We start from the raw sequence: 14129 nt of genomic DNA on the forward strand, positions 1-14129 counted from the left end.
CCTGTAATCGGTAAGGGAAAAGGGGAGGGGCTATAACGCGCGGCTACGTAGCGCCGCGCGTGGGTCTGTCTTATCGTTTTGCCTGACTGATGACTACTTGTGCTTGCTGGCCGTTTTTTCGGCCAGCGATGCTAAAGCGGGTTCCTGCCGAATGGCGTCAGCAACAATGCCTGCCACAGCAATAGCGCCTTTTTTCTGAAAATGTGTGGTATCCGGTTTGCTTAGGCTACCAGCCTGATCGCGATAAAAAGGGTATTTCTTGGGATCGATCGCCAGCCAGTATTGTTTCCAATGATCGCTGTTGCCCTGATTCGCCAGCGCGATAGTAGCAGGTTCAACATCCAGTAAAATCACCTTGTTATCCGTTGCCGTGTCTTTGATGGTCTGGCTGTAATCGCCGATGAAGGCATAACCATTTTCTGAATTTTGTTTGGTGAAGTGGCTATGTACGGCTGGTGTGCCCTCTTTGCCTTCAGCCGTTTTGACCCGAGTGGTTGGGGTCAGCAGAACCGGTGTGAGTTTGTGCTGACGGGCAAAGGTGATGTAGCGTTCCAGCGATGTCTGGAATGACATGTCAGCTTTCCCCTGCGGTGCCTGTTTTTTCCCTGCCGCATCATTTGGGTAAGTACAGAGGTTAGCGACATCAGCGGGACCGCGTACTGCTTTCGCACCGTTGCAGTTCTGATCGTTGTGTCCCATCTGAATAAACAGGAAATCACCTTCTTTCATCAGGGGTTGCATCTGGCGGAACCAGCCTTCGTAAAAATAGTCACGTGAGCTACGGCCTGAACGTGCGCCATTGACGACTTTTACGCCGCTATTTTTACTGAATTGTTGTTCAAAAACCTGTCCCCATCCCATGCGTGGGAAGCGTCCCTTTTCATAAGTGGCTGCGGTTGAGTCGCCGACGATGAAAATACGCGTTTGCGCTTTCTGAATCGCATCCAGATTCTGGCGGGCAGATCGATAGTCCAGTGGTTCATAGTCGCCTTTATCGTTCAGGCCAACAATCGGATGGAACGCGCTGTCAGTTAGTACCGTATGGCCGGAGTAGCCGGTGTTGTTGTGATAATTGCGGTTATGGTTAATGACGCTGACGATTTTGGTGACAGCGTCTTGCTGAGCGGCGGGATAGCTCAGGGGATCGAAGCGTGTGGGGGCGCTGATACCCACCTGTTTTAACGCATCATTAAAGCCCGCATGAAAATCGGCGTAGGCTTTTTTCCAGGCTGTAGCATCCAGTTTTGGTGATGCCGTGTCGTCCGTTAACTGCTGTGGACCAATGTAGCCTGCCGCCACCGCGATATCTGAAGTAATACGGTCAGTCAGCGGATTGATATTGGCGATATTTTCTTTGCCGTCATGCAATGAAGGGGCGACGGCGGACAAACAAATTGCACGAGAAATATTATTCAGCAGGCAGTTGTTACCACCGGATTCGATGGCTAAAAGCCGTAACGGTGGCGTGAGGCCAGAAATATCAAGGTGATACTTTCCTTGCTCATCGGTCTGTGTCTGCCGTTTCTGACCCTGTTGGTCTCTGATAATAATGGTGGCAGGCAGATGAATATCCCGTGCGGTGACACTCCCGGATAATCCCGTTTTTTCACCCAGCGTTGAACCTGACAACAATTTAATGCTTTCTGGTGCGGCAGTCTGGTGTGCGGCTGCGGGAGTTTTAGCATGTACCAGTGTGAAAGGGGCGGAAAGTATCAGAGCTAAAGCTACACTTTCTGAAAAACGTTTTGCCATGGTGAGACATATCCCTTGTTGATTAATCGAAAACAGTTAATGAATCCAAGCATTATCAAAGTAAGGCCGCTGTTTTTTATCGTTCTTGTCACGCCCTTTAGAGAAATGTTGGGGCTTGCATTGTGCACCCAAGCCGATTTAAGGGCGATACCTATATCCGTCATTCTTCACATTGCATGTGCGTTAGCAGCGTTCAAAAACTCGACCCATCGTAGCCTCGCTCTAAAGGGCCGCTGCACGCAGCGTTCTTGTAACTCGAATTATTTAGGATATAAACGTAGAGCTCTTTGGTGAAATAGATATTCATTAAAAATGAAATATTATTTTAATAATGTGTGTTTTTTTGTGACCCACCTCTTTTTTAGCGGAGTACCCGTGTATCGGCACATAAAATTGTGATCAATAAAGTGTTTCTGGGAAGGCGATGTTTTGATAGACAAAAAAAAGGCCGCACAAGCGACCTTTGGGTTTGATGCGCCACTCATGAGGGTTAGACGACTTTATGTGGACCAAAACATTCGTAATGTAGCCGTTCGGCCGGGATGCCCATTGCCAGTAGTTGCTGTGCGACAAACTGCATGAAAACGACAGGGCCACACAGGTAATAGTGCATAGCGGGTGTGGTTAACTCGCCTTTTAGCGAGGCCAATTGCATCAGTCCGCTGTGATGATAATCTTCACCCGGACGGTCAGCCTGCTGGGGTTCCCGATACCAAATATGATGCTGGAATTGTGGCAATGACTGGCCTGCTTGTTCGATTTCATCAGCAAACGCGTGTGCTGTGCCGTTTTCTGCTGCGTGTAGCCATAACACCTTTGCCTGATGCTCCTGCTGTTTTAGCGTATGCAGCATGCCCAGCATTGGTGTTTGCCCTACGCCGCCAGAAATCAGGGCAACCGGTGTCGAGACCGGGATATCAAGGAAGAAGTCGCCGTGTGGAGCTGCCAGATGAATGGTATCGCCCTCACGAGCAGTATCATGCAGATAGCCGGAAACGGTGCCCTGTTCTTCGCGTTTAACCGCAATCCGGTAGTATTTTCCATTCGGCGCATGAGTCAGAGAGTATTGGCGAATTTCCTGATTGGCAAAACTGTCGTGCCTGATGTAAACCGCCAGATACTGGCCAGGCTGAAAGTCAGCAATAGGCTGCCTGTCGATGGGTTCCAGCGTAAAGCTGGTGATCACTGAACTTTGCGGCTGCTTGTTCACAATACGAAAAGGCCGCACACCACTCCAGCCGCCGTTTTTCGCTTCGGTACCGCGGTAGATGTCACCTTCGCGTTGGATGAAAACATTCGCTAGCACGCCATAGGCTTTACCCCAGGCATCCAGCACCTCTTGTCCGGGGCTAAACATTTCATCCAGCGTGGCCAATAAGTGATTACCCACGATCTGATACTGATCTGCCTGAATGTTAAAGCTGGCATGCTTCTGGGCGATACGCTCAACCGCAGGCAGCAGCGCAGCCAGATTCTCAATATTCGTCGCATAAGCACAAATAGCATTGAACAGGGCTTCCCGCTGATCGCCATTACGCTGGTTACTCATGTTAAAAATATCTTTGAGCTCAGGGTTATGCGTAAACATGCGATCGTAGAAGTGTGCAGTCAGTTTCGGGCCGGTTTCTGCCAGCAGAGGAATGGTCGATTTAACGATGGCGATAGTGTGGTTATCCAGCATGGTGACTCCTTATTTATTGGTATGATTTATAAGTTGTATTTTATATGCATCTTATTGGGTTTGTCTGTCGCTGTAAATTACCTTTTTGGTGGTAAGGGTTTTAAGGAGAGTAAGTAAGAGGGAATAACATGAAGAAATAGCAGGTTGAGAATGAATAAAAATCTGTTTGCCACCAGGAGGTTTATATTTGCTGAGGCCTTGCCCTGCCTGTAGCTAATCGTTTGCGTAAAAACCTCTGTCAAGACCTATCTTCATTAGGGAAAAACGGTTTACACTATACGCTATTCCCCAAAAGGGGAGGCCAATTCCTAAATGGGCCATCAATTCCCAGTATATTTATGTTAGCTGAGTCAGGAGATCCGGATGTTAAAGCGTGAAATGAACATTGCCGATTATGATGCCGACCTGTGGCAAGCAATGGAGCAAGAAGTAGTGCGTCAGGAAGAGCACATTGAACTGATTGCGTCAGAAAACTACACCAGCCCACGCGTTATGCAGGCTCAAGGGTCTCAGCTGACGAACAAGTATGCTGAAGGTTATCCGGGCAAACGTTACTACGGCGGCTGTGAGTATGTGGACATCGTTGAGCAATTGGCGATCGATCGTGCTAAAGCGCTGTTCGGTGCAGATTATGCCAACGTGCAGCCGCACTCCGGTTCTCAGGCTAACTTTGCCGTTTACACCGCGCTGCTGCAGCCGGGTGACACCATTCTGGGTATGAACCTGGCGCATGGTGGTCACCTGACGCACGGTTCTCCGGTTAACCTGTCTGGTAAACTGTATAAAGTCATCCCTTACGGCATTGATGAAAGCGGTAAAATCGACTACGACGAAATGGCTGAACTGGCGCGTACGCACAAGCCAAAAATGATCGTCGGCGGTTTCTCTGCCTACTCTGGCGTGGTTGACTGGGCGAAGATGCGTGAAATCGCAGACAGCATCGGTGCTTACCTGTTTGTTGATATGGCACACGTTGCCGGTCTGATTGCCGCAGATGTTTATCCTAACCCAGTTCCTCATGCTCACATCGTGACGACGACAACGCACAAAACGCTGGCTGGCCCACGCGGTGGCCTGATTCTGGCGAAAGGTGGCGACGAAGAGCTGTATAAAAAACTGAACTCCGCTGTTTTCCCTGGCGGTCAGGGTGGCCCGCTGATGCACGTCATCGCGGGTAAAGCTGTCGCACTGAAAGAAGCGATGGAGCCTGAGTTCAAAGTCTACCAGCAGCAAGTGGCGAAAAATGCCAAAGCAATGGTAGAAGTCTTCCTGTCACGTGGCTTCAATGTGGTTTCTGGTGCGACCAGCAATCACCTATTCCTGCTGGATCTGGTCAGTAAAAACCTGACGGGTAAAGAAGCAGATGCTGCGCTGGGCCGTGCTAACATCACCGTGAACAAAAACAGCGTGCCTAACGATCCGAAGAGCCCGTTCGTGACTTCCGGTATCCGTATCGGTACGCCAGCGGCAACCCGTCGTGGCTTTAAAGAAGCGGAAGTGCGTGAACTGGCTGGCTGGATCTGTGATGTGTTGGACAACATCAACGACGAAGCGACCATCGAGCGCGTGAAGCAAAAAGTTCTGGATATCTGCGCTCGCTTCCCGGTCTACGCATAATTCGGCATTTTTCTCTGACAACATTGTCGGAACATGTCTCAAACGCCAGCCTATGTGCTGGCGTTTTTTATGGCTTGCCATCCCTGGCCGCCACCCTGCGGGCCGTCGCAAGCGACGTTGAAAAACGTTCCCCACGTTTTTTTATGGCGCGCCATTCCTGGCCGCCACTCTTATGGGTCGCTGCTGACGCAACGTTAAAAATTTTTCCCGGAAATTTTTTATGTCTGTTGATCAAGCTGATATCTTCATTCGCGTTTAATGACGAATAACGCATTGCACCGCCGCATGCACTCTGACACAGTAACCAGCAAAAAAATCATCGGTAAAAAGAATCGCCAGCAAAAAACGTTGGTGCATTTTCAGTGAAAAATTATCAACGCCGTGTTTGCGACGGTTTGTAGGATGGTGAACGGGTGTGTTCGCCGTCCAAAGGGAGAAATCATGGTGTTGCAATCGACGCGCTGGCTGGCGCTGAGCTATTTCACATACTTTTTTTGTTATGGCGTTTTCCTGCCGTTTTGGGGCGGATGGCTGAAAGGTGAAGGGCTCTCGGCAGAGTCGATTGGTATGCTGTTGGGTGCCGGACTGGTGGCGCGTTTCGTCGGCAGCCTGGTTATTACGCCCAGTGTGAAAGATCCCTCCAAATTGATTACGGTATTACGTGGGTTGGCATTGTTGTCACTGGCGCTGGCCGTCGGCTTTTGGCTGGGCAATGCCTGGCTGTGGCTGATGATTGTCATGGTCGGGTTTAACCTGTTTTTTGCGCCGCTGGTGCCGCTGACCGATGCGTTGGCTGCGACCTGGCAGCGGCAGGTGGTGATGGACTATGGCAAGGTACGCGTATGGGGATCGATCGCGTTTGTTATCGCTTCGGCGGCGACAGGCGAACTGGTTGCTATCTGGGGGCATTCCGCGATTCTGGCAATTCTCAGCGCGGGGCTGGCCGTCATGCTGTTAGGCATGCTGCTTCGACCTAGTGTGATGCCACAGGCCGCAGCCTCAACAGCGCAGTCGGTTAGCGTCACGCCGTGGAAAACATTGCTGACTGAGCCCGCAGTATGGCGTTTCCTGCTTTGTGTATCCCTGTTGCAGGGGGCTCACGCGGCTTATTATGGTTTTAGCGTGATTTATTGGCAGGATTCAGGCTATTCCGCCTCGATTATCGGCTATCTCTGGTCGCTGGGTGTCGTTGCGGAGATTGTTATTTTTACCTTCAGCCAACGTTTGTTTCGACGTTGGAGTGCCAGACAGCTTCTGCTGCTCTCTGCCGTATGCGGCGTGGTGCGCTGGAGCTTAATGGGCGCGACGGTGGCTCTGCCGTGGCTGATTGTGATACAGATATTGCACTGCGGTACGTTCACCGTCTGCCATCTGGCCGCTATGCGCTTTATTGCGGCACGCAGCGGTGGTGACGTATTGCGATTGCAGGCGGTATATTCCGCGTTGGCGATGGGGGGGAGTATTGCTGTCATGACAATGGTGTCCGGTTTCCTGTTTGAGCATTTGCAGGGCGGCACGTTTTGGGTGATGGCGCTGTTGGCGGTTCCGGCACTGTTTATCCGGCCCTCTGTCAGCCACCATACTGTTGTCGAAAAAGCGTAAGAAAATGGTGCCTACTGTCAATATAACGTATTGTGGTAAAAACAATGTTACATTATAACGCTTTTAAAGGGCGGTGCGGACGGATAACGTTGCTAATGGCAGGTCTGGCATTTGGTCAGCCCGTTTTCGCTCACCCACACAGTTTTATTGATATGCAGACGACAGTCGAGAGTCAGAACGACAAGATCACCGGTTTACGTATGCAGTGGACGATGGACCCTATCACGTCGGCCGATCTGCTGTATGACGCTGGAAAAGCGAAAACCGATTCTGAAATCTGGAAAAAACTGGCGGCGGAAGTCATGGCGAATGTCTGGGGGCAGCACTATTTTACCGATATTTATCGTGATAATCAGCCTGTGAAATATACGCTGCTGCCAACTGAGTATCACCTTTCCCGCAAAGGCAATCAGGCGGTACTGGAGTTTGTGCTGCCGCTGGCGCATCCACAGCCGCTGGCTGGAAAGCCGTTGCTCATTTCTACTTACGATCCTACCTACTTTGTCGATATGTCCTATCAGAACGACAAGGCCGTTAAGCTTTCACCCGCACTGACCTCGCGTTGTAAAACCACGCTCGTCACGCCGGAACCTAATGCTGAATTGCAATCTTATGCGCTGTCGCTGGATAAGAATGATGCACCGGATGAAGACATGGATCTGGGGAAACAATTTGCACAGCGGGTGACGTTGCAATGTCAGTAAACCTTGGATCGCTGCCGCGTCAACGTTCGTTGTTGAGCAGACTGCGCGATCTCTGGCCGCTGTGGCTATTTTTAGCTCTGCTAATCTCAGCACTGCATTACATCGTGGGTTACTGGCCGCAAATTGTGCTGCAAAGTGCGATTTGGCAGAAGTCGCTGCACCAGCAGATGTCACACCTGTTGCAGATGGTTGAACAGCAGCCGCATCAGGCAGGGTTGAGTTTGATGGTGTTCAGCCTGGTCTATGGTGTGCTCCATGCTGTTGGGCCGGGGCACGGTAAAGTCGTCATTATGACCTATTTGGCGACACATCCGTCGAAGTTGAAAAGCAGTCTGAAGTTAACACTTGCCGCCTCGCTGGTTCAAGGGGGGATGGCAGTGATGCTGGTGACCGTCGTACTCGGGATCTTGCAATTGTCTAGCCGAACGCTTCATAACAGCAGCTTCTGGATGGAAAAGGGAAGCTTCGTGTTGGTGGCGGGGCTGGGGCTGCTGCTTTGTTTTCGTGCATTGAAACAGCTGTATATCGTGCTGGTGCGTCAACCTAAGACCACGACTATTTTGCGCGTTGTTCCTTTGCGCGTCACTCCGCTAAATGCACCAACGACTGGACGTATGATACTTCGTCTGACTCCTGCGCCGTCTCATTTTCTTCATCAGCACGATGCCGACTGTGGCTGTGGGCACCGCCATCTCCCCAGCAATGAGGAACTTGAACGCGATAGCAGTTGGCGTACTCGCCTGATGATTGTACTGGCGATGGGGATGCGTCCGTGCTCAGGTGCTATCCTTGTGTTGCTTTTCTCTAAAGTGATCGGCGTTTACCTATGGGGCGTAGCTTCTGCGCTAGTGATGGCTGCAGGAACGGCGATTACGATCTCTGCGCTGGCCGTGCTGGTTTTTTACTGCCGTCGCGTCGTTGAGCAGTTAGGTGCAAATCGCGCATCGCCCGTGTGGCAGCGTGTGACTTTTTCTCTTCTGGCGTTTGCTGGTGGGCTGATTCTGGTCGGCTCCGGCATCCTGCTGTACGTCAGCGCACAGCCTGCGATGATGGGCGGTATTCGGCCATTCTCCGGCTGATTTCACTTTTTATTAACCTCGCACTAAAAACCCATTGCCTCCGATAATCACGGCAAGATATCATTCCAATAATGATAACTATTATCATCTATAACCATCATCGCAGAAGGGAATAATAATGAAAAAATGGCTGTTCTCAGTCGTTGTTCTATTGGGGATGAGTGCGAGCGTTGCTGCCAGCGCTAACCCGATTGTTATTGAAGATGTTAGTGGCAGGAAGGTAGAAATTAAATCCGAAGTGAAGCGGATTATTTTAGGGGAAGGTCGACAGATTTATCTGCTGGCTGCCTTTGATACCGAAGCACCGTTCCAGCGTGTGGTGGGCTGGCGTGACGATCTGCCGAAAGCAGATTATGACGGTTATCTTGCCTATGAAAAGAAATACCCGGAAATCAAAAAGCTGCCGACCTTTGGTGGCGCGAAAGACGGCACCTTCAACGTTGAGCAGGCATTAACGCTGAAACCGGATTTGGTACTGATGAATCTGGAATCAAAGGCCGCGACGGATGAAGGTAAGTTGATTGAAAAACTCAGTTCTCTGGGTATTCCTGTGGTGTTTATCGATTTCCGCGAGAAACCGTTTGAGAATGCAGAGAAAAGCATTCACATCATGGGTCAACTGGTCGGCAAACCACAGCGTGCTGAAGAACTGATTAAGTTCCGCCGTGAGCAGATTGAAATCGTCACTGAGCGGTTGAAAAACTATCAGGGGCCGCGTCCGAAAGTGATGATCGACCGTGCGGGGGGGTATGACGAAGAATGCTGCATGTCATTCGGTGATGAGAACTTTGGCCGCATGGTTGAGGCTGCGGGTGGTGACAACATTGCCAAGAACATCATCCCTGGTACGTTTGGTACGCTGAACCCTGAGCAGATTATCAGCGCGCGTCCAGATGTCGTAGTGGTGACTGGCGCTAACTGGAAGAATTACAACACGGCCAACGGCTGGGTTGGCGTCGGGCCGGGAGCTGACCAGAAAGAAGCGCTGCAACGCCTGCAAAAACTGATGGAGCGCTCGGCATTTAAAACGCTGCCGGTCGCGACCGATGGCAATGCTCATGCGATCTGGCATCAGTTTTATGACAGTCCGTATCAGTTTGTGGCGATTCAGGTATTAGCGAAATGGATACATCCGGAACTGTTCAAGGATCTCGATCCTGACGCGACGTTCCGTACTTTCCATGAAAAGTTCCTGCCGCTGCCGTATCAGCCAGGCTATTGGGTCACTCTGCCAGCGAAGAAATAACGCTACCAGACGGTCAATCATCAGATAATAAAAAAGCACTGAACCTCATTGGTCAGTGCTTTTTTTTTGTGCATTTCCCACCGTTTCTACCACCCAGTGACAGCAGCGCTGGCGATGTTTATGTCACCGCATTCTTTGTGCTGCGCAGAATAAAGCAAACGTTTTCCTATCAATTTACTTCATCACAGGATCGTCGGATGTTTTTGACGATCGATAATCTTATTTTGATAGTTGATGATTATTGATTTGGTATTATTAAGTGGTTTTGTCGATCAATGCTATCAAGCTGCTCGCTTCTGTGTCGATAATTGAGCGTGATAAAGGTATGGCGGATTTTTAGTCAAAATGCCAAATGTGGAGGCAAAAATTGTTTATTCGACATACCAGAATCAGGAAAAAAGATACGGTATAAAAACTCAAAAATGGAGCGGTTATGAATATCACGCAACGCCTGCTGTTGACGTTTTCGTTAATGTCTCTAGCACTTATCTCATTGGTTATAGTCACTTTGTCGTTATTATCAGGGTTCCAATCTCGCTTTGAATATGTACAGGATAATGCGATCCCAAGTATTAAAGATTTGAATAATCTGGTGGATAAAAGTAATTCGCTGGTGCTTTTTTTGTATCGTCACCAAACCACAGATGACGATCGTAAATTACCTGCGATCGAGCAAGACATTACTAGAACCATTGAAGAGATGAAGGCGCTCAATGAGTATTACCTGAAAAATAATGCTTCCAGCGAAGAGGATCGCCAACTGACTTATACGGCGATTGAGTTAGTCAAAAAATTACAGGCGTCTTTGCCCGTTTTTTTGAACGCATCAAGAGCAAACCAGAATGACATCGCCCTCGGCCTGCTTCAGGGAACGGGAGGCCCAGGTGAAGCGGTACGCAATTTAATCTCTAACTACCGCAAGCAATTCGATCTTAACGTCAAGCTGGGTGATGACCTACGTCAGGTGAATACACGAATTTATGAAAAAACGTGGTTTGGTTTGTTGTCTGGCGCGTTACTGACGGTGTTGTTGATTGGTTTTTTTGCTGTCAGAACTATTCTGGGCATTAGAAAGAGCCTGAACAATATGAGTCAAACGATGGAAAGCGTCAGCACGCATCTCGATTTGACTATTCAAGCTGACGATCGGAGCAAAGATGAAGTTGGCAATACCGCCCGCGCCTTTAATAGCTTAATGAACCGTGTTTCTTCAGCGTTGGCGTCAGTAAGCGCTTCATCGCAGTCGGTTAGCAGCGCGGCAACCCAGATTGCGGCGGGTAATGAGGATTTGTCATCCCGAACTGAGGAGCAGGCGGCCTCACTGGAGCAAACCGCAGCTAGTATGACGGAAATTAGTGAAACGGTGCGCCAGAACGCAGAAAACACCCAACAGGCCAGCCTGCTGGCGGGGAATGCCAGCAGAATTTCCATCAATAGCGCCGATTCAGTTAGCACGATGCTGAATACGATGGAACATATTCGCAATAGCTCAGGCAAGATCACTGACATCATTGCGCTCATCGAAGGGATTGCGTTTCAAACCAATATCCTCGCCCTCAATGCAGCAGTGGAAGCGGCACGTGCCGGTGAGCAGGGGCGTGGTTTTGCGGTGGTGGCGGGTGAAGTTCGCACGTTGGCACAGCGTTCATCCACGGCTGCGCGTGAAATCAAGGATTTAATTGATGCCTCAAACTCGCTGGTGTCGTCGGGTGTTGAACAAGCCAGCGACGTAGGGAAAAACATGTCAGCGATGAAAGATGCGATCCAGCAGGTGACGGATTTAGTTAATGAAATCGCTGCGGCGACGGAAGAACAAAGTCAGGGGATCAGTCAGGTCCATCAGGCTGTTAACCAGATGGATGATGTGACTCAGCAAAACGCCTCATTGGTCGAAGAGGCATCTGCGGCCTCGCAGTCGTTGCAGGAACAGGCGAGCACATTGAGCCAACTGGTGGGGCAGTTTATTGTGGGACAAATCGCTTCATCGGCGCAGACCCCCGCTTTTGCTTCTGTGCCGCCAGGCATATCTGCACCTCGTCTCGCCTTCGCGAAGAAAAAAAGCGCGCTTGCTCAGGATGAAGCGGACTGGCAGCGTTTTTGATCTACAGAGCCACGCACCTAACGGTGCGTGGCCAAAGGAGCCGATGACGGATGGAGAAAAGAGAAGAGCAAGGGAAATAACGGTATGGAATTGACCGAACACAGTGCGGAAAACCTGGGAGATTATGCGTCGTTACTGACTGAGTTCGAGCATATGACGACGTTATTGACGCAGTTAATTAACAGCGATTACCGCACGCTTGATCTGTATCTCAATAATTGCAGCCATCTGATCTCGCGATTTACTGCTATTTATAAATTGATCGGCAAACCTGAGTTTGAGGATTATTTAAAGCATCATGACGCGGCGCTGTACTACAACGTAAACAGTGTTGGGCTGGCATTGCGTTTGTTTGAGAACATGCTGACGAACATGCGCGATATGTTGGGAACTGAGCGTTTACACTAGCGGTATTATGCCTCCGGGGCACTCGCTACCGGAGGCTATTTGAGCGGTCAATTGTCTAGATGGTGGGCTCGCTGACTAATCCGTCGATAATCACCTGCGGCACGCCCTGTGAGCAGCGCTCGATGCGTCCACGTACGCCATAGACCGCAGACAGGCTTTCTGGACTAATGACTTCGGCTGGCGCGCCATCGGCAATCAAATTACCGTTTTGCAGCATCAGTACGTGGTCGCCGTGACGCAAAGCGATATTGATGTCATGCACCACCACAACGGTAACGATGTTGCGCTTACGTGTTTCCTTTCGTACCAAATCCATCACGTGAAATTGATAGTTCAGATCCAGTGCGCTGAGCGGTTCGTCCAGCAAAAGCAACGAGGGTTGACGAATGAGCGATTGTGCCAGCCCAACCAGCTGTTTCTGTCCGCCTGAGAGCTGATCAAGATAGCTCAGCGCCAAATGCTCAATACCCAACTGACGTAGCAGGGTCATCACTTCGTCTTGTTTTTCTGCATTGTGCATGCCGCCAGAGGCGCGCTGCGCGACGATAATGGATTCCAGCACGTGCAGGTGAACGCCTGCGGGCAATGACTGTGGCAGATAAACGACTTTCTCCGCCCGCTGAGCGAACGGCAGTGTCATTAGATTGGTATCATCCAGATACAGTTCGCCTTCGGAAGCGTTCAGGCCAGCCATGGCCCGCAACAGGGTTGATTTACCACTGCCGTTGGGGCCAAGCAGTACAGTGATCTTTCCGCGCGGCAATTGAGGTACGGACAGATCGCGGATCACCTGACGCTTGGGGTAACCTGCGCGAAAGTGGGAAAGTCTTAATCCAGAGGAGGTTTGCTGGCTCATGCGTTCCCTCTGTGGCGCAGAATGATGCTCAGGAAGAAGGGTACGCCAACCAGTGAGGTGACGATACCGACCGGGATAATGACGCCGGGAATCAGGTTTTTCGATGCAACGGACGCCATCGACAACACCAGCGCGCCGGTTAACGCACTCGCAGGCAGATAGAAACGGTGATCTTCACCGAAAACCATACGCGCGATGTGTGGCGCAACCAGGCCGATAAAGCCGATGGGGCCAACAAACGCGACCGAAATAGCGGATAAAATGCTGATGCGCAGCAGCGTCGCCAGACGCAGACGGCGTACGTTAATGCCAAAACTGACGGCACGGTCTTCACCCAATCGCAATGCTGTGAGCTTCCATGAGCTCATCAGTGAGATTGGCATAACGATGACGAGCACCAGCAGCAGGATGCCCAGTTTTTCCCACGAAGCGCGTGCCAGGCTGCCCATCGTCCAGAACACCAGACCTTGCAGCGTGTCTTCATTGGCGATGAACTGAAGCATGGAAACCAGCGCATTGAAGGTAAACACCAGGGCAATACCGAACAGCACGACGCCAGAGGTGGCGACCTGCGTCCAGCGCGTAATGCCATCAAGCAGCAGTGCTGCCAACAGAGCAAAGATAAAAGCGTTAGCAGAGATAAACCACTGAGCCGGAATTCCGGGGATGCCGATACCAAGGACGATAGCCAATGCAGCACCGAATGCGGCGGCGGAGGAAACGCCAAGCGTAAACGGGCTAGCCAGCGGGTTGTTCAGGATTGTCTGCATTTCTGCACCAGCCAGGCCGAGCGCTAGCCCGACGACGATAGCCATTAGTGCATAAGGCAGACGAATATCCCAGACGATCACGCGTGTGCCTGCATCGGCGCTGGCCGGATCGGTCAGCGTCTGCCAAAGCACATCAAGCGTCAGCCCCGAAGGCCCCATCGTGAAATCCAGCAACAACGAGCCGATGATGATCAACAGCAGTATCGCCATCACACCCACGCGGCGTCGAATGATGCCGCGATAGTTGTCCATAATGGTGTTGGCATCCGCGGCAGTATTGTGGATACCCGGTTCAGTGGTTGTACTCATGAAA

Annotated in this window: 12 protein-coding genes; 7 read left to right on the forward strand and 5 right to left on the reverse strand. The window is 50.8% G+C overall.

All coding sequences use genetic code 11. The features are described 5' to 3' along the window. Positions 1-93: 93 nt before the first annotated feature. Both paeY and hmpA read right to left on the reverse strand, forming a co-directional pair. The gene (paeY, locus tag CLR69_RS00120; RefSeq protein ID WP_129711991.1) at positions 94-1752 is read right to left on the reverse strand and encodes a pectin acetylesterase PaeY; all 1659 of its coding nucleotides are present in this window, start codon (positions 1750-1752) and stop codon (positions 94-96) included. A gap of 490 nt (positions 1753-2242) precedes the next feature. After that, positions 2243-3433: an NO-inducible flavohemoprotein gene (hmpA, locus tag CLR69_RS00125; RefSeq protein WP_129711990.1), complete on the reverse strand. Its 1191-nt coding sequence runs from the start codon at positions 3431-3433 to the stop codon at positions 2243-2245. Between the two features lie 363 nt (positions 3434-3796). On the opposite strand from hmpA, the gene glyA reads away from it, so the two are divergent. Beyond that, positions 3797-5050 carry a serine hydroxymethyltransferase gene (gene glyA, locus CLR69_RS00130; protein ID WP_039508020.1) on the forward strand — a complete coding sequence of 418 codons (1254 nt, stop codon included), beginning with the start codon at positions 3797-3799 and terminating at the stop codon, positions 5048-5050. 67 nt (positions 5051-5117) lie between these two features. Here the strand turns inward: glyA and CLR69_RS00135 are convergent, their stop codons facing one another. After that, positions 5118-5324, reverse strand: a complete 207-nt coding sequence (locus CLR69_RS00135) for a hypothetical protein (protein ID WP_129711989.1) — start codon at positions 5322-5324, stop codon at positions 5118-5120. Positions 5325-5491: 167 nt separating this feature from the next. Here CLR69_RS00135 and CLR69_RS00140 point away from each other — a divergent pair, with 167 nt between their 5' ends. The 6 genes from CLR69_RS00140 (at position 5492) to CLR69_RS00165 (ending at position 12190) form a co-directional block, all read left to right on the forward strand. Further along, positions 5492-6652, forward strand: coding sequence for a 3-phenylpropionate MFS transporter (locus tag CLR69_RS00140; protein WP_129711988.1), 1161 nt, complete (start codon positions 5492-5494; stop codon positions 6650-6652). A 44-nt stretch (positions 6653-6696) separates the two neighbouring features. After that, the gene (locus tag CLR69_RS00145; RefSeq protein ID WP_129705013.1) at positions 6697-7356 is read left to right on the forward strand and encodes a DUF1007 family protein; all 660 of its coding nucleotides are present in this window, start codon (positions 6697-6699) and stop codon (positions 7354-7356) included. Further along, positions 7347-8435, forward strand: coding sequence for a nickel/cobalt transporter (locus tag CLR69_RS00150; protein WP_129711987.1), 1089 nt, complete (start codon positions 7347-7349; stop codon positions 8433-8435). Before CLR69_RS00145 ends, CLR69_RS00150 begins: the two co-directional genes overlap by 10 nt. Positions 8436-8553: 118 nt before the next feature. Next, on the forward strand, positions 8554-9681 hold the full coding sequence (locus CLR69_RS00155) for an ABC transporter substrate-binding protein (RefSeq protein ID WP_129711986.1): 1128 nt from the start codon (positions 8554-8556) through the stop codon (positions 9679-9681). A gap of 433 nt (positions 9682-10114) precedes the next feature. Then, positions 10115-11782, forward strand: coding sequence for a methyl-accepting chemotaxis protein (locus CLR69_RS00160; RefSeq protein WP_129711985.1), 1668 nt, complete (start codon positions 10115-10117; stop codon positions 11780-11782). 84 nt (positions 11783-11866) lie between these two features. Continuing rightward, positions 11867-12190, forward strand: a complete 324-nt coding sequence (locus CLR69_RS00165) for a hypothetical protein (RefSeq protein ID WP_129705021.1) — start codon at positions 11867-11869, stop codon at positions 12188-12190. Positions 12191-12245: 55 nt separating this feature from the next. Here the strand turns inward: CLR69_RS00165 and CLR69_RS00170 are convergent, their stop codons facing one another. Both CLR69_RS00170 and CLR69_RS00175 read right to left on the reverse strand, forming a co-directional pair. After that, a complete protein-coding gene (locus CLR69_RS00170; RefSeq protein WP_129705023.1) occupies positions 12246-13046 on the reverse strand; it encodes an ABC transporter ATP-binding protein in 801 nt (266 codons plus the stop codon). Continuing rightward, positions 13043-14125 (reverse strand): FecCD family ABC transporter permease, encoded by a 1083-nt coding sequence (locus tag CLR69_RS00175; RefSeq protein ID WP_129705025.1) that lies wholly within the window; start codon positions 14123-14125, stop codon positions 13043-13045. The genes CLR69_RS00170 and CLR69_RS00175 overlap by 4 nt, the downstream gene beginning before the upstream one ends. Between the last annotated feature and the right edge of the window lie 4 nt (positions 14126-14129).

Origin of the sequence: Pectobacterium zantedeschiae (assembly GCF_004137795.1) — a bacterium.
In the GTDB taxonomy this organism is placed as follows: domain Bacteria; phylum Pseudomonadota; class Gammaproteobacteria; order Enterobacterales; family Enterobacteriaceae; genus Pectobacterium; species Pectobacterium zantedeschiae.

Excerpts from the sequence above, each read along its gene's own strand:
- paeY (WP_129711991.1), bottom strand. The coding sequence starts at position 1,752 with ATGGCAAAACGTTTTTCAGAAAGTGTAGCTTTAGCTCTGATACTTTCC.
- glyA (WP_039508020.1), top strand. The coding sequence starts at position 3,797 with ATGTTAAAGCGTGAAATGAACATTGCCGATTATGATGCCGACCTGTGG.
- CLR69_RS00165 (WP_129705021.1), top strand. The coding sequence starts at position 11,867 with ATGGAATTGACCGAACACAGTGCGGAAAACCTGGGAGATTATGCGTCG.
- CLR69_RS00150 (WP_129711987.1), top strand. The coding sequence starts at position 7,347 with ATGTCAGTAAACCTTGGATCGCTGCCGCGTCAACGTTCGTTGTTGAGC.
- CLR69_RS00145 (WP_129705013.1), top strand. The coding sequence starts at position 6,697 with ATGTTACATTATAACGCTTTTAAAGGGCGGTGCGGACGGATAACGTTG.
- hmpA (WP_129711990.1), bottom strand. The coding sequence starts at position 3,433 with ATGCTGGATAACCACACTATCGCCATCGTTAAATCGACCATTCCTCTG.
- CLR69_RS00140 (WP_129711988.1), top strand. The coding sequence starts at position 5,492 with ATGGTGTTGCAATCGACGCGCTGGCTGGCGCTGAGCTATTTCACATAC.
- CLR69_RS00175 (WP_129705025.1), bottom strand. The coding sequence starts at position 14,125 with ATGAGTACAACCACTGAACCGGGTATCCACAATACTGCCGCGGATGCC.
- CLR69_RS00160 (WP_129711985.1), top strand. The coding sequence starts at position 10,115 with ATGAATATCACGCAACGCCTGCTGTTGACGTTTTCGTTAATGTCTCTA.
- CLR69_RS00170 (WP_129705023.1), bottom strand. The coding sequence starts at position 13,046 with ATGAGCCAGCAAACCTCCTCTGGATTAAGACTTTCCCACTTTCGCGCA.
- CLR69_RS00135 (WP_129711989.1), bottom strand. The coding sequence starts at position 5,324 with ATGCGTTATTCGTCATTAAACGCGAATGAAGATATCAGCTTGATCAAC.
- CLR69_RS00155 (WP_129711986.1), top strand. The coding sequence starts at position 8,554 with ATGAAAAAATGGCTGTTCTCAGTCGTTGTTCTATTGGGGATGAGTGCG.